Below are 19,245 nucleotides of genomic sequence, written 5' to 3'. Positions count from 1 at the left end.
GTCCGTGGTGCTGTCTGCGGCGACCCGGGCAGTGGGCCCGTAGAGGCTGGGAATTCCGTTCATGGCACTCCTCCGATCAGCTTGGCTGCAGGCCGAGCTGATCCATGATTCGTTGGGCAATCACTCCGGGATTCGGCCCGACGTCCACTCGGATTCCGGGCTCATCCTGGGATAGCTCCTCGAGGTCGGCGAACTGACTCGCCAACAGGCTCGCGGGCATAAAATGCCCGTGCCGCTCGGCCAGGCGCGCGCCGATCGTCGTCTCGGAGCCGGACAGGAAAACGAAGACGACGCCGGATCGCCGTCGGTTGATGATCTTCCGGTACGAGCGCTTGAGCGCCGAACAGGTGATGACCCCGTTCTCCCCGTGATCCAGCACCCGGTCGACCCACCCGGCAACCCTTTCCAGCCACGGATATCTGTCTTCATCCGTCAGGGGATGTCCCGCGGCCATCTTGTCGATATTCGCCTGGGGGTGCAGGGCATCGCCTTCCTCGAAGGCCCAGCCCAGGCGGCCGGCCAGGAGTGCGCCAACGGTGGATTTGCCGGACCCGGAGACGCCCATGACAACCAGTACCACCGGTGCAGTCAAAGCAGCCGTCTCCAGGTCCTGCGGGTCCATGCTGCCATCTTGGCAGTACCGGGGCGCGGGCGCCATAGCAAGGCGCCGCCGGACCACGGGACAGGCTGCGCGGCCCTCTTCCGTGCTGCGGCCGCAGTCGCCATACTAGGGCTGTTTGATACCGGTGGGAGCCCGTCCGACGTTGTGCGGGGCATTCACCTGGAAAGCGGCGCATGCCGTATTCCCCCTGCAAGATCCCGCAATGATGGTGAGGCAATGATGCTTTCGATCAAAGATATTCAGTGGGCACAGATCCTGAAACAAAACCATTACCATCCGTCGCCCCTCGACTGGTCCGACCAGGTCATCTACTTCCTGCTGACCGACCGGTTCTCCAACGGCCAGGAGGACGGCTACAAAGATGCCGCCGGCACCGTCGTCCAGGGAACCGCGCAGATGTTCTCTCCGGCCGACGCCGGCAACGCCGTCCGGACCCAGACCGACGTCCAGGCGTGGGAATCGGCCGGCACCCAATGGCTTGGTGGCACCCTGAAGGGGATCACTTCGAAGCTTGGCTACCTGAAGCGGCTTGGCATCACCACACTGTGGATCAGCCCGGTGCTGCGGCAGCGGCCCGGGGTGGACGATTATCACGGCTACGGGGTACAGAACTTCCTTCACATCGACCCGCATTTCGGCACCGACCAGGACTTTAAGGATCTCGTCACCGAAGCCCACCAGGCCGGGCTCTTCGTCATCCTGGATGTGATCCTGAACCACTCCGCCGACGTTTTCCAATACGACACGGTGGATCAGTCCGGCGGGTTTTTCGAGCCGCCGTGGACCGGTGCCGCCTATCCGGTGCGGGGATGGCGGGATCCCACCGGCGCCGCCACCCTGCCCTTTCCCGGCAGGGTCAACCCGCCCGAGGCGGAGAGCGCCGTCTGGCCGCAGGAGCTTCAGGATGAGGGTGTCTTCACCTGCAAGGGGAAGATCAACAATTGGGACGCCGTGCCGGAGACCACCGAAGGTGACTTCGAAGGCCTGAAAGACATCCACCAGGGTACCGGGGACGTGTCCGGCTACAGCCCGTCCGAGGCGATGCGCATCCTCACGGAAGCCTACGAGTACTGGATTGCGTACGCCGACCTGGACGGATTCCGCGTCGATACTGTCAAACATATGGACCACGGGGCTACGCGGTTTTTCACGTCGGAGATCCACGAATTCGCCCAGACCATCGGCAAGGACTCCTTCTTCCTGGTGGGAGAAATCACCGGCGACCGCGGCTACGCCATCAAAACGAGGGACGAAACGGGGCTGGATGCAGCCTTGGGCCTCGCCGATGTCCAGGGACTTCTGGCAGATACCGCAAAAGGCTGGGCCAACCCGCGCGATTACTTCGACCTCTTCCGGAACTCGGCCCAGGTGGACAAAGCAACCCACACCTGGTTCCGCAGCCATGTGGTGACCAACGTCGACGATCACGACCTGGTCCGCATGGGCAGGGACCACAAGGCGCGCTACGCCGCCGATGACATCGGACGTGCCCTGGAACTTTCCGTCCTGGCCATGAACGCAACGACGCTGGGGATTCCCTGTATCTATTACGGCAGCGAGCAGCGTTTCAACGGAAGCTTCCCGACGCCGGTCAACACCAGCCCGAATGACAGCTATAAAGCCGACCGCTATATCCGGGAGACGATGTTCGCCAGCGGGTTCGGCTCTTTCCAGAGCCGGGACAGGCACTTTTTCGATGAATCGGCCGAGACCTACCGGCAGCTTGCCGCGGTGCTGGATGTCCGGAAGAACGAACTCGCCCTGCGGCGTGGCCGGCAGTTCCTGCGTCCCATCTCCGAGGACGGGGCAGCGTTCTGGTATCCGGACCGGATCGGCCAGGGCCGGATGACGTCCATCGTCGCGTGGAGCCGGATCCTCTCGAACCGCGAAGTGGTCTGTGCCCTCAACACAGACCTGGCAACGCCGCGGACGGCGTGGGTCACCGTTGACTCGCGCCTTCACAGTGCCGGCAGCAAGTTTCTGTACGCCTACTCGACCGATGCCGGCCAGCAGGGGATGGAGGTGGCCGCCGAGGCACGGAACGGGCTGGCAATCAGTGTCACCGTCCCGCCGTCGGGCTTTGTCATCCTGACGCCCTAAGACGACGTTGGGCCGCAGGCGGCATGCTTCCTGCGGCCGTTGACACTGTTCTGGGCCGCGAGGAGACTTTGATTTGGGGGTGCCTCTTCGAAAGGAGCCCCACATGTCGTGGCATGTCGAGGGTACGTATTTTGAGAATTGCAACTGCGACATGGCCTGCCCTTGCACCATGTCAGGGCTGACCGCTCCGGCGGATAACGAACGCTGCAACGTGGCCTTGGCGTTCCATGTGGAAACCGGCGAAGTGGACGGTGTCGACGTCGGCGGTCTGACGGTCTGCGTCGTAGCCGATGCCCCTGCCTTGATGAGTGCGGGAGGCTGGAAGCTTGGGGTGCTGATGGATGCCAGCGCCTCCGCCGAGCAGGCCAGCGCCCTTGGTGCAGTGTTCGGCGGACAGGTCGGCGGACCGATGGAGGGACTCGCCCCGCTGATCGGTGAAATGGCGGGAATCGAGTCCATGGAAATGGCCTACGCCGACGACGGACGCGTCCACCAGGTCCGCGTCGGCAGCGCAGTGGACATGGTGGTCGAAGACTTCGTATCTCCATTGGACGCCACAGGACAAGGAGTCAAAGTCAGCGGCGTCGGGTTCCCGGCCGACACCCTGGCCGCCGGCACTTCCAGCACTGCCCGCGTCGACGTGTTCGGCATGACCTGGGACAACGTCGGGAAGAACTCCTACTCCGCCCCCTTCGCCTGGTCCGCTTAAGTGCCCGGCGGGACCGGCCTGGCAGCCAGCCACCGTGCCGCAGAATTGGCGTTGATAGCCTGCGCCGCACTGGCGTGGTACTTCACCTTCGCAGGTTTCGCGGACATGCCCGCAGGTCCGGGGACGATGGGCCTGGGACTCTCTGGCTTCCTGGGTGTGTGGACGCTGATGATGGCCGCCATGATGCTGCCGGCGCTTGCGCCGCTCACGTCGACCTACCTCAGATCAATCCGGGCCGTCCGCAGCCGCCGGCTCCGGGCCCTCCGGAGTACCGGGCTGGTGGGCGGTTACCTTCTGACGTGGCTCGGATTCGGAGCCGCCGCGTATGCGGCGGCCGCCCTCGCCGCGATGCTGGCTGAGGGCGCCCCGGAAACCGCGCACTGGGTGGGGGCCGGTGTGCTCGCCGTGGCCGGCGCCTACCAGTTGACGCCGTTGAAGGATTTCTGCCTCAGGCACTGCCGGTCGCCCGTAGCGTTCCTGCTGCACGTATCCGGGTACAAAGGGCGCCTGCGGGATGTCCGCGTCGGCATGTACCACGGTGCGTATTGCGTGGGCTGCTGCTGGGGGCTCATGGTGGTGCTGATCGCTGTCGGGGTGATGAACCTGGCATGGATGGCAGCGCTCACAGTAGTCATCTTCCTGGAGAAGACGTGGAAACACGGTCGCGCGCTTAGCCGGATCACCGGCGCCGCGCTAATCGTGTTCGCGCTCTTTGTGCCGGCCCACCCGGAGCTCCTGCCAGGCCTCTACATGACGGCATCCATGTAAGCGAAGCTCCCGTCAGCGTCCGGCAGGAGCCAGCTCACCACCCTGCCGTGCCCGGGCCGCCCTTGAACGGTCCAACAATCTGTTTGGTGATCCAGCCGCCATAGAAGTCACCTTCCTGGAACGTCACCTGCTCACCGTCGACTTCACAGGAGTCCATACGGCCCGGGTATAAGGCCACCCTGGTACTGAGCGCCTCAAAACCCGGGGCGGGTGCCGGGTAGGTCCACCCGGCACGGGGGACAGTGATTCCACCGGCAACGACGTCGAAGTAGTGCGCTTCTCCTTTGAACTCACAGAATGTGGTTCCGTCGACCGGGACCAGCACACCGGCCGGAAACGAGTCCAGCGGCAGGTAATAGACAGGCGGGTGACTCGTCTCCAGGACGCGCAGTACATCCGCGGTGTCGGCAATCACCTGCCCGCCAAGCCGCACGATGACCCGTTCAGATCGGGGCTCGACCCTTGGCGGCCGCGGGTAGTCCCACACCGACTCCTGGCCGGCCTTGGGCTTGATGGGCCGGGGACGCCGGAAGTGACTGGAAAATCCGTGAGCAGGAGTCATGCCTTAATGCTGCCATCCATTCCCGGGATGCAGCTGGAATCATCGGAAGATCCGGGTCCGCACCCGCGAGACCGGCTCCCGGGCCGGGGCATTTTTCCCTGTTGGTCACGGGAATATCGGATGTATCGTTGACTATCGTTCGCGACTCGCAGAGGAGAGCATGATGCATAATTCGTACCCGGCGGGCGGATTTGGCGGCGCGCACATTGACGGCATGTGGCAGGCCGTCGAGGAATTGCGATCAAGGTTTGAGAAGCGCTCGGGCACCCGGGCGGGCCGTGGCGAAGTGAGGTCGGCCATTTTGGCACTCCTTGCGGAGCGGCCGATGCACGGATACCAGATGATCAGTGAGATCGAGGATCGCAGCGGCGGCAGCTGGAAGCCGAGCGCCGGCTCCGTGTACCCAACGCTGCAGTTGCTGGTGGACGAAGGGTTAATCAGTGCCGAGGAATCCAATGGCCGCAAGACATACTCGCTGACCGAAACCGGCCGGGAAGAAGTGGCGGGCGCCGATGCGTCAGCGCTCTGGGAATCAGCTGAACCGGCAGCAGGGTTTGCGGCGCTGCCCAAGGCCGGCATCGAGCTCGCTCAGGCGGCGGCCCAGGTGGGTCGCAGCGGCTCGCCCAAGCAGGTGCAGGAGGCCGTCAGGGTGCTCGATGAGGCACGTCGCCGGCTGTACTCGATCCTCGCCCGGGACTGAAGCGGGTGCCGTCGGTTCGGCGGGACCGGGCCGACCCGGTATCCGGCGCCGGGGACAACCGCGCCGGGGACAACCGCGCCCGGGGCAATCGCTCCGGGGATAAGCGCGCCGGGGACCACCGCGCCCGGTATCGCCGCATCCTGCGCTTCGCCGCGTGGCACCTCGCGGTGACCTGGTGGTTTGAGCTGTTCCTCCCGCGGATCGGGCTGGCCAGGGTTGCCGAGCGCACCAGGACCAGGAGGATGCGGAGCTTCGCGCAGCGTTTCCACGCGCTCGCAGTGAACCTTGGTGGTCTGATGATCAAGGTCGGTCAGTTCCTGTCGTCCAGGCTCGACGTTCTTCCACCGGAGATCACCCGTGAGCTGGAAGGACTGCAGGACGAGGTTCCTGCCGTCCCGTTCGCCGCCATCCGGGCCCTTGCCGAGGCGGAGCTGGGGGCGCCGCTGGGCCAGGTCTTCGCCTCGGTGGAGGAAACGCCGATCGCTGCAGCCTCCCTCGGACAGGCGCACCGGGCAAAACTCCTGCCCGCTACCGCTGCTGATGCGGGACTTCACAGCGTGGTGCTGAAGGTGCAGCGGCCGGGCATCGAGGCGATCGTCGACGTCGACCTGGCGGCACTTCGCAGAGTGGGCCGCTGGCTCAGCCACGTGCGGCTGGTGTCCGCCCGTGCGGACCTGCCCGCACTGGTGGAGGAGTTTGCGCAAACCAGTTTTGAAGAGATCGATTACCTGCACGAGGCAGTGAATGCCGAGCGCTTCGCGGCCGATTTTTCCGACGACGACAGGGTGACAGTGCCCCACGTCGTCTGGGAGCGGACCACCCGCCGTGTGCTCACCTTGGAAGACGTCACGGCGATCAAGATCACCGACCTGGCAGGGCTCGTAGCGGCCGGAATCGATCCAGCGGAGGTCGCCCCGGTGTTCGCCTCTGTCATGTTTGATCAGATGTTCACGGAGGGCTTTTTCCACGCAGATCCGCACCCCGGCAATATCTTCGTGACGCCGAATACCGCAGGCGCTGCTGGCGCTGCTGGACGCCCATGGAAGCTGACGTTCATCGACTTCGGCATGATGGGCGAGGTTCCGCCACGTACGCGGCAGGGCCTGCGGAAGCTGCTCATCGCGGCCGCGTCCCGTGACGGCAAGGGCCTGGTAGCCGCGATCAGCGATGTGGGTGTCCTGGTGCCCTCGGCCAACACGGCCGAGCTGGAGCGCGCGATGATGCACCTCTTCGCCAGGTTCGGCGGAATGGGGTTCGCAGAGCTCCGTGAGGTGGACCCGAGGGAGTTCGTTGATTTTGCGGTGGAGTTCGGCGACCTCGTCCGCTCTCTGCCGTTCCAGCTGCCGGAGAACTTCCTGCTCATCATCCGCGCCATGTCACTGACTTCGGGGGTGTGCAGTTCGTTGGATGCACGGTTCAATCTATGGGACTCGGTGGAACCCTACGCAGCCCGGCTGCTGCGCGACGAGCGTGGCAACATCGTGCAGGACGTGGCCCAGCAGGCGCTCGACATCGCGGGGGTTGCCCTGCAGCTGCCGAAACGATTGGACGGGCTTATCACCCGGATCGAGGACGGGTCCGTATCAGTGGGCAATCCGCGCCTCGAACGGCACGTGGCACGGCTAAACCGCACGATGCAGCGGACCACGTCGGCAGTGATATTCGGCGCGCTGCTCATTGCAGGCTCCGTGGTCCGGGCAGACGATCAGGCACTGGGCAACGTGCTCATGGTGGCCTCCGTGCTTCCGCTGCTGCACGGGCTGTGGGCGGGCCGCCGCGGCCATTAGGCAAGCCGGCGACAGCGGTGTTGGGGCGTCCGAATCGCCCGGATAGAGGATGGACGAGGTTCGGCCTGACATGACGCGGCTAGCCCGGTTAGTGTCCTGGGTTCAGTGTTCCCCGGGCGATGCTGTCGTCGGAGTGAGCCGGGTCCCCGTTGTACGGCTGGTTGGAAATGTCGACGACTGGGTATTGGTCCAGGCTGACGCCGTCGGGGATAGTGAAAGAGCCTGAGTCAGCGTCGAGGACACCTAGGCTGACCATTCTGGTGAGGTCGGCGGAGCCGACCCATACTCCCCGGAATCCATTGATGCGGTCATTGGACAGCCGGATCATCAGTTGGCGGGTTCCATCGGGGAGTTCTCTGACTTGCGCTTCTCCGCTGCCGGTGTGCGCGGCCAGCGGAGTCAGGGCCGTTTGGGCGAGCACGACGTCGGAGGAAGCCGTTTGCGTCGATGAGGGTGAAGGAGCGCTGGTGGGTCCGAGCACTCCGGCTGCGGTCCAGCCGAGAGCGGTACCGAGAACCAAACCGGCCGCAGCGACAGCAATCCAAGGCCAGGGATGGGCCCAACGACGGATGCCGGGGCCGGCCTGCAGGGGCGTCTTCGAGGCTGCTGTTTGCTTACCGTGTTTCAGGGGTGATTCATCCTCGCCTGGGCTGACGTGAGGCGTCACCAGCGGGGCGGCGTGATAGCCGGGCCCCAGGCTGAGAGGGTCTGACGCGAGAGGATCTGCCGCCAGCGCCGAGGGGAGTCCGAGGGCGTTGTGGATGGCGGTCCAGTTCTGGCTACCGGGTTGTTCAAGTTTGATGCCTGCGAGGTCGAGGGTAGCTGCGCGCACGGTGTGTTGAAAACCTCTGAGGGTTTCGCTGCATGTCACGCAGCCGGCCACGTGGCCCGCTTCAGTTGCCGTAGCCACAGGCTCTCCGAGTGCCAACAGGCTGAGAAGATCGGGATCAAGGTGTTCCATGTTCCACCTCCAGGCGGGTGCGCAACCGGGTGAGGCTGCGCCGGATGTGGCTTTTGACGGTGCCCAGCGGGAGGTTCAGCCGGGATGAAATCTGGTCATGTGTCAGGTCCTCGTAGAACGCGAGCCTCATTATTGCCTGCTGTGGATCCCCTAAATGCTGCAATTCCTCGTCCAGGGCCAGGCGATCAGCTACTTCCTCGACGAGCCCGCTTTCCCCTCCGCCGGTGGGGTCAGCTGCCATATGGATGACCGCATGCTCAAGATGAAGCTGGCGGGACCGCGCGGACAACGCGTCAGAAATGGCGTTGCGCGTGATCCCAATTAGCCAGGCCGGCACCCGCGCAGCCTCGGGACGATAGCTGGTTCTGGATTTCCAAGCCCGAATGAAGACTTCCTGCGTCACGTCGTCGGCTGCGGTACGCTCTCCCAACGATCTCAGTGCCAGCGTGTATACCAATGGGCTCAACCGCCGGTACGCTTCCGCGAGGACACGCTCATCGCCACTGGCAAACGCGTGATCGAGGACAGGATCCCAATCATTCGCCGTGCCAGCTTCCATAGGTTCTCCTTTGGGCCCAACGGCCGCTGATGAACCACATTATGCCGCTGTCCGGCGGGCTGCGCCATGGCCCGGCGCCCCTGCTTTCCGATTGCACCCGCGCGTGCCGTTGGGGCCGCGGTCTACACGGCCCCAACGGGTGATGGATGGCTGGGGAACTGGAGGAGGCTAGTCCTCCTGGCCGCACGATGAGGAATTCACTACCTGGACGGCCAGATCAAGATTGTTCTTGGCGAGGCTGCCCCAGGCGTAGACGATGGTGTTCTTGCCCGCGGCGACGTTGACGTCCGCGGGGCCGATTACCGGTGCAGTGGTACCCGCGGCTGCGACCGAGGCAGAAACAGTTCCGGCCTTGAGGATGAGGGTCTCTTGGTCCGGGTTGGTGAGTCCTTCGATGACGGCGGTCCCGCCAGCCAGCACGTCGACGGCCGGAGCCAAAGCGACGTGCCGGACTGTCAGCTTGCCCTTTCCCTCCGGGCTGGGCGCGGTGTCATTGGTGAAGAGAGTGGCAGTGGGGGTGCCGTCAGCGGCCAGGTGCGCAACCGCTGTATAGTCCTGGCCTTCTTCCAGATTCACCGTGACGGGGCCGATCACCGCGTTCTCGGCGCTCGTAGCGTCGGCTCCGGTAATGGCGATCCGGTGGTCCCCGTCAGGGACGTTCAACGGGCCGGCTAAAGTACCCGGCTTGAAGTTATCCAAGGTGAGCTTGCCATCGACCCAGACATCCACGGTCAGTCCGGGCACGCCGTGGAGGACGGACAATTTGGCTGTGCCCTCGTCGTCGCGATGATGCCCATTGCCGGCCTGGGCCGGGGCTGCGAGGGCGAGTGCTGCCAGCAGCGAAATGGTCCCGGCGGCGGCAAAGATTTTCTTGCGCATTTCCAACTCCTCTGAGAGCCCCACTGTGGGGCAGTGGTTGTGCTTACACCCCTTACTACCGGCCCGAGGCTGTCCTTGGATGCACCCCTGGAGAAAATTCCGGCGGGCACCGCACGGGCGGTGGTGCGGCCAGGCGTGGCTCGGCCCTGCTCAGACATGAAATTCGGCTGTTCCTTCGGGACCACCTCACCACGTAACGGTTCCCGCGGCCCCGTCCACCGTGACGCTCTGGCCGTCGCGCAGCCGCGTGGTGGCATCAGCGACACCCACCACCGCCGGGATGCCGTACTCGCGGGCCACCACGGCCCCGTGCGAGATGACGCCGCCCATCTCCATGACCAGGGCGCCCGCTGTCATGAAGAGCGGCGTCCAGCCAGGGTCCGTGGAGGGTGCCACCAGAATGTCACCGGGTTCCAGGTGGGCGCCCACCGGATCCATAATCACCCTGACGTTCCCGGTGGCACTGCCCGCAGAGGCAGGTGTCCCCGTCAGATGGTCGCCGGCATCCGGTTGAAGCATCGCGGCAGCTTCGACGTCGGTGCCGTCCGAGAGCAGAAGGCGAGGAACGCGCCGCCGCCGGAGTTCGACGTCGTACAGCTGACGGCGGCGGGAGACGATTCCCTTGAGGTCCGCACCCCGGAGTCCCACGCGCAGTTCGTCGAAGTCCAGGAAGAACACATCACCGGCGGCGTCGATGGTTCCGTTCCCCGCAAGGTCCGCGCCGATTTCGGTGAGCTGGCGGTGCATCTCGGCGAGCACCATCACAATATAGAACTTGGGCAGTTCCCGCAGGCCGGCCAGCTGCCGCGTACGGCGCAGACAGAACGACACCAGCCGCCCGCGCAGCGGGTTCCTGGTCCCTGCACGCTCCGCCAACTCCCTGATCCGGGCCTCCGCGTGGTCCGCGGCCCTGGCGAATTGGCGGTCCGGCGCCTGGCCGGGGTCTTCGACGCGCAGGTAGTTCGAGATCATTCCCAGGAGGTGGTCCGGCTCCTCGGACCACCGCGGCATCCCCAGATCGATCTCCGCCACGGCCCGGTGGCCGTACTTGGACAGGAACTCCCGCAGCCCGGTCTGGGCGGCGGCCAGCATCAGGTACCCCACGGACGGCGCCGGCAGCGTGGCCTGCATCAACCCGTCGATCGAGGTGACCAAAATGTCCTCAGTGTGCTGGAGCCGCCGGGCCGCAGTAGCAGGCAACGGGAGGACCAGTTTCTGGGCGAGGCGGTCCTGGTAGCGCCGGGCCCTCCGCAGTTCCCGGCCCGGCGTCAGCAGGGCCCGGACCATGGCGGGAATGAGCCCGACGAGCTGGCCCAGGCTCCGGGTGGCCTCAGCACCCCTGGCTTGCGTCCCGGTGGGGGACCGGTGGCCCTTGCGGCCGGATGTCTTGCGGGACCGAGCGACAATGCTGAACCGCGGATCGTCCAGGAGCGCAGGGAAGACGGCGGCGGACCTGCCGTCTGCGAGCGGCAGCACCTTCATCAGTGTCTTGCGGCCGGATTTGTTGCGGATGAGCGGCGTCAATTCGACGTACATCCGCAAACCCGGGTTGGCGTAATGCCACGCGCTGTTGCTGCCCCTCATCCGGCCCAGGACAGAGAGTCCCATCGGCGTGATGGGGCGGGTGAGGCCCTGCAGGAGCGTGCCGCACAAGTAAACGCGCGTATCCGCACCGGAGCCTGCCACCGTTGCGCCGTCCCGGCCGGTCTGAGCGCCGAGCGGATCGTCGTCCGGGAGCGGGTAGAGCGTGGTGATGGGCCTCGACTGGGTCAGCCAGGCCTTGCCGACAGGGCCGATCACCCATTCCACGTCCTGCGGGGCGCCGAGAAGCTGCTGTGCGGCGTCACCGAGGGACGCCAGTCCCCGGACCTGCGGCCCGGACAGGCTTGCCGCCCGTCCCTCGGGCTGCTGGAGCATCCGGCCGGATGCCGTCTCCAGCACAAAATGATCCGGGTTCACCGCGCCGGAAACCACCGCCTGGCCCGGCCCCGGGCTGGCATCAATGATGGTCTCGGTCCGTGTTCCGGTCACCGGATTGGCAGTGAACAGCACGCCTGCGGCGGCAGCGCGGACCATGTGCTGAACGACGACGGCGAGACTCACCTCGCGGTGCGCGATCCCGTTCGTTGTCCGGTAGGCCACCGCCCGGTCAGTCCAGAGGGAGGCCCAGCAGCGCCGGACGGCCTCCACCACAGCGTCGCCCCCCGCGACGTCCATGAAGGAATCCTGCTGCCCGGCGAAACTGGCGAAAGGCAGGTCCTCGGCAGTGGCGGACGAACGCACCGCCACGGACCCGCCGCCCATCGCAGCGTACGCAGCGCGGATGGCGGTCCCGACGTCGGGCGGTATCGGCGCTGCTGCCATCATCTCGCGGCCACGCCTCGCGAGCGCGTTGCGGTCCTCGTCCGGCAGGCCGGCGGCGACCCCTAAGGCAGCCTCGTCCAGTTGTGCCGCGATGGCAGCCATTTCTGCCGGTGCGGCCTTGCGGTAGCCGGCCGTGGTCAGGCAGAAACCTCCCGGCATCGGGAAGTCCGCGGCGGCGAGGCGGCCGAGGCTGAGGGCTTTGCCGCCCACGGTGGCCAGCGACGCCGACGCCAACTGCGTGAGATCAACAACCAGGCCGGTATTGGCGTCGTCCCGCTCCGGAACATGGCTCACAGCATCCATGACCTGCTCCCGGCCGGCATATCGGCTGCTTACGGAAAGATCCGGAGCGCGGTGTCCCAATTGAAGTGTTGGTGCTCGGGGCTGACCTGCAGACCCATGACAACCAGCATGATGGCCTCCAGTTCGCGCGAACGCCGCAGGGGGCCGACGTCTATGGGGCGTAATCCTGCGGAAGCCGCCACAGCGCTGACCTTCTCTTTGGCCTGCTCCGAGTCGCCGGCAATGAAGACGTCCAGATGCTGCCCGTCGACCTGTCCGTTCTCCAACGTGGAGGCGAACGTCGTATTGAAAGCCTTCACCACATCCGCGCGCCCCTCCAGCAGGCGGGCTGTCTCTTCGCCCGCGGACGTGCCGGGTTCCGTGGTGAGCCGGTCGAAAGTGGAGACGTCCACCGGGTTGCTGATATCCACCACAACCTTGCCGTCCAGCGAGTCACCGATTTCCAGGATCGCGTTATGCACATCCTTGTGCGGAACTGCCAGGAAGACGATGGCTCCTGTGATGGCGGCACCGGTCACGCCCCCTGTGGCGCCCGGTCCGAGGCTCTCGACCAGGTCCCTGGTTTTCGCGCCGTCCCGCCCCAGGATCTGTACCGGGTGGTTCCCCCTCAGCATCGCCTTGGCCAGTGCCCGGGCCATGTGTCCGCTGCCGAGAATGCTGATGTTGGTCATGATCATCCCTTGCCGAAATGCGGTGGTCTCTGTGCCTCCAAGTAGACCTTCACGGGATGCCCCGGCAACAGGGGCGAAAGCCCCGGATCCCGCTGGCCGGCGGCTTAGCTCCCGTGCCGCAACACGTCCGGAAGCTCGTCCACGTAGACCGTTTGGGGCGGTTCGAAATAAATCACCAGGACCTCGTCACCCACTGCGAAGCCGCTGGTCTTATCAAACGGGTGGGCGTGGAAGGCCATGATGCCGCCGAGATACGGCAGCATGACTTCGCCGATGGTGCCGGGCCCGATCCGCCCGGTCACGCGCCCGACCTTGCCTGTCAGGCTCCGGTCAACGTCCTTGTGCATCCGCTGCCCTACGCGCCGGGAGTCTTGGGCGGGCGCTTGGCTTCCTGGCCTTTCTTGAGCGCCGACGCCAACGCGGGGAGGTAGTCGCCCGCCTGCGCGAGGATCCCGCCCAGCATCTTGTTCACGCCTTCGCCGCCGTTCAGGACGGTCATCTGGCCCACATGCGAGAAGGGCTCGGCCGCTGCCGCGATGATGGCGGGCATGTTCTCTGCGAGCTGCTGCGAAATCACCGCGTCCTGGTTGGTCCCCAGGGCTTCGGCCCGCGCCTTGATTCCGTCCGCTTCAGCGAGCGCCTTGGCCTTGATCGCCGAGGCTGCCGCATCACCCTTGGCCCTGGTGGCCGCGGCTTCGGCCTCGCCGGTGACCTTGGTGGCTCCCGCCGCGGCTGCCGCGGCGGTGGCATTTGCCTGGGCCTGCAGTTCCGTCCGCCGGGCGTTGGCCTGGGCCTCCAGTTCGGTGCGGCGTGCCAGTGCCTCGGCGGCGCTGATGTCCGCCGCTTTCTGGCCTTCGGCGTCCGTTCGCTTGGCATAGGCCTTCGCGTCTGCGGGTTTCCGGACGGTGGTCTGGAGCTTCTGCTCTTCCCGGTCCGCCTCCAGCTTGGCCACCTCGGTTTCCTGGACCACCACCTGCTGCCGGGCCGTGGCGTCGGCCAGCGGTCCGGCCTGGGCGGCGTTGGCCCTGGCGCGCTCGGCGTTGGCCTGCGCGACCGACTGCCGAATGGCTGAGACGCTCTGCGCGTCCGCGATCAACGCCGCCGCCTCCGCTTCCTTCTCGGCCGCCTCGCGGTTGCGGGTGGCTTCGGCGATCCGGGCCTCCATTTTCACCTGGGCGATGTGCGGCTTGGCGATGTTCTGGATGTAGCCGGTGGGGTCCTGCAGGTCCTTGATCTGCAGGGAATCGACCACGAGCCCCAGTTTTTCCATCTCCACCCCGCTCGCACTGCGGACCTGCGAACCGAGCTTGTCCCGCTCGCGGATGATTTCCTCCATGGTCATGCTGCCGATGATGGAGCGCAGGTGGCCCTCAAAAACGTTGTACACCTGGCTCTGCATCTTGGGCTGCTGCCCCAGGAAGCGCCGGGCCGCGTTGGCAATAAAGGGCGGGGCGTCGCCGATCTTGTAGATGACCACGCCCTCCACCACCACCTGGATGCCCTGGGAGGTGACGCAGGAGACCTTAAGCTCAGTTTCATTCAGGGTCAGCGACAGGGTCCGCACGGTCTGGAGGCCGGGCAGGACCAGCGCGCCCTTGCCGGTGACGATTTTGAAATCCATTCCGGCACGGGTTTCAAGGGTTCCGCGGGTCAGCCCGGAGATGATGAGGGCTTCGTTGGGTTCAGCCACTTTCCACATCAGCTTGGTTGCCACCCAAATAAACCCAACGGCGATCAGCACCCCCACAATGGTGGCAATAAGCGGAAAGTATGCTGCGAAGTCCGGCATAACCAGGTCCTTTCGAAGGGGATGGAACAGGCGTCGCGGTAAAGCCCCGGAACGCAGCTACCCCTTCCTGACCGGGCAAGATACAGGATATTCCGGCCAGCCGGGCCAGCTGTTGTAGCCAGTCTGATTGGGCGCCGCCCAAAGGTCCAGAGGCTGGCGGATATTTGCCTGCGGCAACGGAACAGGCGCACGACGACGGCACCCGAGTCCCGCCGTCGGGCGCGGTTCCTGCCCCGCAGCCGAGTTTCACCGACGCACGACAAGCCGCTCGCTGAATCAGGACGTGGTGCCGTCCCCGCGGCGCATCACGTTCACCGGTCCGATACCGGCCAGGTCATAGCCATCCGGATAGATCGGCGGGGCAGCGCCGCCGGGAACGAAGCTGGCAACGGTCTTCAACGGAGTGCGGCGCCGGATGGCGTTCCGCACGCCCAGCCCGGCGTTGAGCGCGAGGCGTGACCACCACGTGCTGCGGGGGAGCCCGAGGGCCGCGGCCAGGGGCGCGTCGTCAAGCATGGTGGCGATCATGCGGGTGGTGACGGGATGGAGGACCCTTGGCTGCATGCTTTGAAATACCTGGACGGTGGCGCCCATCAGCGTCCTGCCGGCACTGCTGGGCGCTATCCTGCGGCGCTCGTAATCGTCGAAAAACCTTCCGGCCGCTTCGAACGTGCCAGGAATGTCGGCGATATGGATTCTCGTGCCCAGTTCGCGGAAGAAGCGCGTCGCGGCGTCCCGTTCCGTCTGCGTCGGTTTGCGCCAGCCGTGGCGCTCGGTCCAGCGGATCGGAACCACCAGGAGGGTCATGAGCACATACAGGAAATCCTCCTGACTGCCCGGAACGTGCCGGTGGACGCGGTTCAGCAGTTCCACCATTTTGCGGCCGCGTTCGGAGTCCAGCCCGGAGGCGATGAGTTCGTAGATCACCAGGCCGGTGTCGATGGAGCGCTTCATGGGCCGGGCGGGTATTTCGCCGTTCCCCACAAGCGTGGCCGCGCCGGATGGAATGGCGAAGTTCCGGTAATAGGCAAGGAAGAAGCCGAACTGGATGTCCTCTGCCAGGTCAAAGAGGGCCATCTGGCGGAATGTCTGTTCCCAGTCGTCCGGGCCGCGGGCCAGCTGCCTGTCCAGGCTGTGCACCAGCGATGGATGAAGCCGCAGCATAAGGGGACCTCCAACGTGAACGGGTTCGCCTGCGGACGACAGCTCAGTTTTCGCTGGTTGCGGCGCCGGCGTCCGGTGTGGCTGTGTCGGCGGCCAGGGCCTGGTGCCGCCGATAGATTTGGACGGCGGCGACCGCCGGTATGGTGGCCAGGGCGAACGCCCGCATCCAGGGCCGGTCAAGGATGTGGCCGCTGAGCTCGTCCAGGGAGAAGGCGCCCGGGCCCCCGAGGGTGAACGCCGCTGCCGCCACGGCCAGCACCGCCGGGTACTCAAGGCCGCCTTCGGTGGCGAAGAATCCGCCGGGAGCATGGACGCTGGCCGCGACGGCCATGGTGGTGGCAGCGGCGGCTCCCGCCGCCGGAGTCGCCAGCCCTAGGGCAAGGGCACAGCCTGCTCCCGCTTCTCCAACGCCCGCGAGCACGGCACTGGATTTTGCGGGCCGGAAGCCCATGGCGTGCATGCCCTTGCTGGTGCCTTCGAGCCCTCCGCCGCCGAACCACCCGAACAGCTTCTGGGATCCGTGGGCCATAAGCACGCTGCCGAGGGCAACCCGGAAGATGGCCTGCGCGGCGGTGGCAGCAGGGGAGCTGGATGTTTCACGGCTCATGGAGTACTCCTCAGGTCATGGTTGCCGCTGCGACGGCGGCGCCTTCTGATGCGAAAATTCTACGTCCGGGACCGGAAAGGATCACGGGTGAATGTGACCTCCCGGGCCGGCGCGAAATGAGTCGTCACGAGGCCGGCCGCCCCGGCCATACCTTGCCTGCCCACGGATCGTAGTCAGCAATGAGCGCCTCCTGCGGCGGACGCTGCGCCTCGGGAATGTGCTGCAGGTTGACCCGCACCCGGTACCAGAGCGAACTCGATCCGCGCATGCCGTCCACCAGCACATCGGCGGGATGCAGGGCCGGAACAAGCCCCGGGTGCATGGCCTTCCACTCGTCGAGCGCCGCGAGGGCCTCGGGCTTGGTCCGGGTGCGGGCCACCTCCACCAGCGGCATCACCGACTGCCGCCGACCGGAACCGTCGCCGGCACGCGGCGCCTTTTCGGCGGGGCCCAGCTCCTTCGCGAGGGTGAGGAGCCCCTCCAGCGAGCCCACGGCGTCGTCGATCCCCGCGTGCGGGTCGCCCAGATCGGCGAAGCGCCCCGGAACCGTCAGGACGGTGAACTGTTCCGGACGGGCCGAACGGACCTCGTCCCAGGTCAGCGGCGTGGAGACCCGGGCATCGGGCAGGGGACGCACGGAGTACGCGGACGCCACGGTGCGGTCCTTTGCGTTCTGGTTGAAGTCGACAAACACACTCTCGCCGCGTTCCTCCTTCCACCAGCGCGCGGTGGCGAGCCCGGGAGCCCGGTTCTCCACCTCACGCGCAAGGGTCTCGGCGGCGAGGCGTACGTCGCGGTAGGACCACTGCGGCGCCATCCGCACCAGGATATGGAGGCCCCGTGACCCGCTCGTCTTCGGCCACCCAACGAGCCCGACGTCGTCGAGCACCTCGCGTGCCACGTAGGCGACGTCCACGATCTGGCTCCAGTCCACCCCCGGCATCGGATCGAGGTCCACCCGGAGTTCGTCGGGGTGCTCGAGGTCCTCGGCGCGCACCGGGTGCGGGTTGAGGTCCAGGCAGCCGAGATTCACCACCCAGGCGAGCCCGGCAGCATCCCGGATGACGGCTTCCTCGGCTGAAGTGCCGGAGGCGTAGTGCAGTGTTGCCGTGCCGATATAGTCGGGGTGGTTTTCCGGCACACGCTTTTGGAAGAACGGCTCACTGTCGATGCCTTTCGGGAAGCGTTTGAGAACCATGGGGCGGCCTCCCGCGCCGCGCAGTGCACCATCCGCGACGGACAGATAGTAGCGAACCAGATCAAGCTTCGTCAGCCCGGGCCCGGGGAACACCACCTTGTCCGGACTCGAGATGCGGACCTCGGCACCGGCAACGGTGAGGATTTCGGCCGGGGTCTTTGAGGGGTTCATGACGCCACGCTAGCAACGATCCGGTGTCCCAACCAGAGCAGGTTCGGCCCGGTCAGCCGGCGAGCAGCCGGCCGCTTGATCCGCGCACAATCAGGCTGGTGGGCAGGGCCGCGCGTCCCGGCGGCGCCGGCAGCGGGTCGGACCCGTCGCTGGGCAGGGCCGCCAGAATCAACGACAGCGCCGTAGTTCCGGCCTCGCTGAAGGGCGAGGCAATGGTGGTCAGGGCCGGTGTGGTGAAGTCGGAGCCAAAAATGTTGTCAAAGCCGATGACGCTGAATTCGTCGGGTATCTTCACTTGTGCTGCCTGGAGTTCCCTCATCAGTCCGATGGCCAGGACATCGTTGTAGCACAGCGCGGCGGTGGCGCCGGAGGCGACCACTTCCCTCGCCGCACGCCGGCCACCTTCGGCTGTGGGCGCTGTGGTGGGGATGAGCAGGGCCTCGCGACCGGTCCATTCGCAGGCGGCCCGCAGGCTGTCCCAGCGGCGGCCCGAGATCCAGGAGGCGTCAGGTCCGCTCAGGAAGGCGATCTTACGGTGGCCGCCGGAGGCAAGATGGCGGACCGCTTCTGCGATGCCCGGTTCGACGTCGGGGACTACCGAATCAACGCTCTCAACGCTGCGGTTGATGACGGCGACGGGCTTGGTATTGTTGAGTGCCCGGATCTCCGGATCGGACATGCGGGGGCTGGCCAGAATGATGCCGTCCGTGGAGGGCTGGATCCGCTGGGCGACCATCAGTTCCGTTGATGCCGACTCGGCCGACTCTGCCAGCACCAAGGTCAACCCGTTTGCGGCCGCGGCGGACTGGGCGCCCCGGATCATGTCGAAATAACTGGGGTTGGTGATGTCCGCGACGATGAGCCCGATGGTGCCGGTACGGCCATTCAGCAGGGCACGGGCCAACGGGTTGGCCCGGAAGTTGAGCTCCGCGGCGGCCTCCTCCACGAGTTTCCGGGTTTTGGCGCTGACCCGTTCCGGTTTCCCCAGTGCCCGGGACACTGTGGAGGGATTGACGCCGGCAACTTTTGCGATGTCGTAAATCGTGACTTTGGTGCCGGCCGCGCTTGAGCTCTTCGCCATGGCTTCATTCTCCCAAACACAACCCCGTAACGACTCATGTCAAGATGCTCGCGAAAGTGTTGTGCTTGCCTCAGCTATTTGTGCTCGCGTGGATGAGTCTTCCAGGGCCCGGGTTTTGGCTGCTGCGAGGGCGATCAGCTTGGTCTGAATGGTGGTGAGGTCGGCCGGGTTGGTGGCCTCCATCAGTGCCGCGAGTTCAGCGGCTTTGGCTTGGGTGAGGATTCCGGAGTCGATGACGCGTTGGTACGGT

The 19,245-nt window shown here is 65.9% G+C and carries 19 protein-coding genes; 5 read left to right on the top strand and 14 right to left on the bottom strand.

Annotation, left to right across the window (positions count from 1 at the left end):
- Window positions 1-76: 76 nt before the first annotated feature.
- The gene (locus tag NQJ30_RS16560) at window positions 77-622 is read right to left on the bottom strand and encodes a gluconokinase (protein WP_255771211.1); all 546 of its coding nucleotides are present in this window, start codon (window positions 620-622) and stop codon (window positions 77-79) included.
- 216 nt (window positions 623-838) lie between these two features.
- Between NQJ30_RS16560 and NQJ30_RS16555 the strand changes: the two genes are divergently transcribed.
- From NQJ30_RS16555 to NQJ30_RS16545, 3 genes are all read left to right on the top strand, one after another.
- Window positions 839-2,722 carry an alpha-amylase family glycosyl hydrolase gene (locus NQJ30_RS16555; RefSeq protein WP_255771210.1) on the top strand — a complete coding sequence of 628 codons (1,884 nt, stop codon included), beginning with the start codon at window positions 839-841 and terminating at the stop codon, window positions 2,720-2,722.
- Between the two features lie 103 nt (window positions 2,723-2,825).
- Window positions 2,826-3,431 carry a DUF1326 domain-containing protein gene (locus tag NQJ30_RS16550; protein ID WP_255771209.1) on the top strand — a complete coding sequence of 202 codons (606 nt, stop codon included), beginning with the start codon at window positions 2,826-2,828 and terminating at the stop codon, window positions 3,429-3,431.
- Window positions 3,432-4,199: a DUF2182 domain-containing protein gene (locus tag NQJ30_RS16545; RefSeq protein ID WP_255771208.1), complete on the top strand. Its 768-nt coding sequence runs from the start codon at window positions 3,432-3,434 to the stop codon at window positions 4,197-4,199. It abuts the gene before it with no gap.
- A 34-nt stretch (window positions 4,200-4,233) separates the two neighbouring features.
- Here the strand turns inward: NQJ30_RS16545 and NQJ30_RS16540 are convergent, their stop codons facing one another.
- A complete protein-coding gene (locus tag NQJ30_RS16540) occupies window positions 4,234-4,761 on the bottom strand; it encodes a DUF427 domain-containing protein (RefSeq protein WP_255771207.1) in 528 nt (175 codons plus the stop codon).
- Window positions 4,762-4,924: 163 nt separating this feature from the next.
- Here NQJ30_RS16540 and NQJ30_RS16535 point away from each other — a divergent pair, with 163 nt between their 5' ends.
- Both NQJ30_RS16535 and NQJ30_RS16530 read left to right on the top strand, forming a co-directional pair.
- Window positions 4,925-5,461, top strand: a complete 537-nt coding sequence (locus tag NQJ30_RS16535) for a PadR family transcriptional regulator (protein WP_255771233.1) — start codon at window positions 4,925-4,927, stop codon at window positions 5,459-5,461.
- A 5-nt stretch (window positions 5,462-5,466) separates the two neighbouring features.
- Window positions 5,467-7,248, top strand: a complete 1,782-nt coding sequence (locus tag NQJ30_RS16530) for an ABC1 kinase family protein (protein ID WP_255771206.1) — start codon at window positions 5,467-5,469, stop codon at window positions 7,246-7,248.
- Window positions 7,249-7,336: 88 nt separating this feature from the next.
- On the opposite strand, the gene NQJ30_RS16525 is transcribed toward NQJ30_RS16530, so the two are convergent.
- The 12 genes from NQJ30_RS16525 to NQJ30_RS16470 all read right to left on the bottom strand — a co-directional run.
- Window positions 7,337-8,080 carry an anti-sigma factor gene (locus NQJ30_RS16525; protein ID WP_255771205.1) on the bottom strand — a complete coding sequence of 248 codons (744 nt, stop codon included), beginning with the start codon at window positions 8,078-8,080 and terminating at the stop codon, window positions 7,337-7,339.
- A 115-nt stretch (window positions 8,081-8,195) separates the two neighbouring features.
- Window positions 8,196-8,768, bottom strand: a complete 573-nt coding sequence (locus NQJ30_RS16520; RefSeq protein ID WP_255771204.1) for an RNA polymerase sigma factor — start codon at window positions 8,766-8,768, stop codon at window positions 8,196-8,198.
- A gap of 168 nt (window positions 8,769-8,936) precedes the next feature.
- Window positions 8,937-9,647 (bottom strand): DUF4397 domain-containing protein, encoded by a 711-nt coding sequence (locus NQJ30_RS16515; protein WP_255771203.1) that lies wholly within the window; start codon window positions 9,645-9,647, stop codon window positions 8,937-8,939.
- Window positions 9,648-9,833: 186 nt separating this feature from the next.
- Complete coding sequence (locus NQJ30_RS16510; protein WP_255771202.1) at window positions 9,834-12,314, bottom strand: PEP/pyruvate-binding domain-containing protein; 2,481 nt, start codon at window positions 12,312-12,314, stop codon at window positions 9,834-9,836.
- Between the two features lie 29 nt (window positions 12,315-12,343).
- The gene (locus NQJ30_RS16505) at window positions 12,344-12,985 is read right to left on the bottom strand and encodes an NADPH-dependent F420 reductase (protein ID WP_255771201.1); all 642 of its coding nucleotides are present in this window, start codon (window positions 12,983-12,985) and stop codon (window positions 12,344-12,346) included.
- 104 nt (window positions 12,986-13,089) lie between these two features.
- Complete coding sequence (locus NQJ30_RS16500) at window positions 13,090-13,332, bottom strand: hypothetical protein (protein WP_255771200.1); 243 nt, start codon at window positions 13,330-13,332, stop codon at window positions 13,090-13,092.
- Between the two features lie 8 nt (window positions 13,333-13,340).
- Complete coding sequence (locus NQJ30_RS16495; protein WP_255771199.1) at window positions 13,341-14,774, bottom strand: flotillin family protein; 1,434 nt, start codon at window positions 14,772-14,774, stop codon at window positions 13,341-13,343.
- A 276-nt stretch (window positions 14,775-15,050) separates the two neighbouring features.
- Window positions 15,051-15,938: an oxygenase MpaB family protein gene (locus tag NQJ30_RS16490; RefSeq protein ID WP_255771198.1), complete on the bottom strand. Its 888-nt coding sequence runs from the start codon at window positions 15,936-15,938 to the stop codon at window positions 15,051-15,053.
- A 43-nt stretch (window positions 15,939-15,981) separates the two neighbouring features.
- Window positions 15,982-16,545 (bottom strand): DoxX family protein, encoded by a 564-nt coding sequence (locus tag NQJ30_RS16485; protein ID WP_255771197.1) that lies wholly within the window; start codon window positions 16,543-16,545, stop codon window positions 15,982-15,984.
- A gap of 124 nt (window positions 16,546-16,669) precedes the next feature.
- A complete protein-coding gene (ligD, locus tag NQJ30_RS16480) occupies window positions 16,670-17,914 on the bottom strand; it encodes a non-homologous end-joining DNA ligase (protein WP_255771196.1) in 1,245 nt (414 codons plus the stop codon).
- Between the two features lie 52 nt (window positions 17,915-17,966).
- Window positions 17,967-18,995 (bottom strand): LacI family DNA-binding transcriptional regulator, encoded by a 1,029-nt coding sequence (locus NQJ30_RS16475; protein WP_255771195.1) that lies wholly within the window; start codon window positions 18,993-18,995, stop codon window positions 17,967-17,969.
- 39 nt (window positions 18,996-19,034) lie between these two features.
- The coding region (locus tag NQJ30_RS16470) for a hypothetical protein (protein ID WP_255771194.1) at window positions 19,035-19,245 on the bottom strand (211 nt) is incomplete at its 5' end.

This window comes from Pseudarthrobacter sulfonivorans (assembly GCF_024391045.1).
GTDB classification, from domain to species: Bacteria; Actinomycetota; Actinomycetes; order Actinomycetales; family Micrococcaceae; genus Arthrobacter; species Arthrobacter sulfonivorans_B.
This window is presented reverse-complemented; position numbering and strand designations above follow the sequence as displayed.

Coding starts and splice junctions, on each gene's coding strand:
- NQJ30_RS16560 (WP_255771211.1), bottom strand. CDS start 622: ATGGACCCGCAGGACCTGGAGACGGCTGCTTTGACTGCACCGGTGGTA.
- NQJ30_RS16555 (WP_255771210.1), top strand. CDS start 839: ATGATGCTTTCGATCAAAGATATTCAGTGGGCACAGATCCTGAAACAA.
- NQJ30_RS16550 (WP_255771209.1), top strand. CDS start 2,826: ATGTCGTGGCATGTCGAGGGTACGTATTTTGAGAATTGCAACTGCGAC.
- NQJ30_RS16540 (WP_255771207.1), bottom strand. CDS start 4,761: ATGACTCCTGCTCACGGATTTTCCAGTCACTTCCGGCGTCCCCGGCCC.
- NQJ30_RS16535 (WP_255771233.1), top strand. CDS start 4,925: ATGCATAATTCGTACCCGGCGGGCGGATTTGGCGGCGCGCACATTGAC.
- NQJ30_RS16520 (WP_255771204.1), bottom strand. CDS start 8,768: ATGGAAGCTGGCACGGCGAATGATTGGGATCCTGTCCTCGATCACGCG.
- NQJ30_RS16515 (WP_255771203.1), bottom strand. CDS start 9,647: ATGCGCAAGAAAATCTTTGCCGCCGCCGGGACCATTTCGCTGCTGGCA.
- NQJ30_RS16510 (WP_255771202.1), bottom strand. CDS start 12,314: ATGGATGCTGTGAGCCATGTTCCGGAGCGGGACGACGCCAATACCGGC.
- NQJ30_RS16505 (WP_255771201.1), bottom strand. CDS start 12,985: ATGACCAACATCAGCATTCTCGGCAGCGGACACATGGCCCGGGCACTG.
- NQJ30_RS16500 (WP_255771200.1), bottom strand. CDS start 13,332: ATGCACAAGGACGTTGACCGGAGCCTGACAGGCAAGGTCGGGCGCGTG.
- NQJ30_RS16495 (WP_255771199.1), bottom strand. CDS start 14,774: ATGCCGGACTTCGCAGCATACTTTCCGCTTATTGCCACCATTGTGGGG.
- NQJ30_RS16490 (WP_255771198.1), bottom strand. CDS start 15,938: ATGCTGCGGCTTCATCCATCGCTGGTGCACAGCCTGGACAGGCAGCTG.
- NQJ30_RS16485 (WP_255771197.1), bottom strand. CDS start 16,545: ATGAGCCGTGAAACATCCAGCTCCCCTGCTGCCACCGCCGCGCAGGCC.
- ligD (WP_255771196.1), bottom strand. CDS start 17,914: ATGAACCCCTCAAAGACCCCGGCCGAAATCCTCACCGTTGCCGGTGCC.
- NQJ30_RS16475 (WP_255771195.1), bottom strand. CDS start 18,995: ATGGCGAAGAGCTCAAGCGCGGCCGGCACCAAAGTCACGATTTACGAC.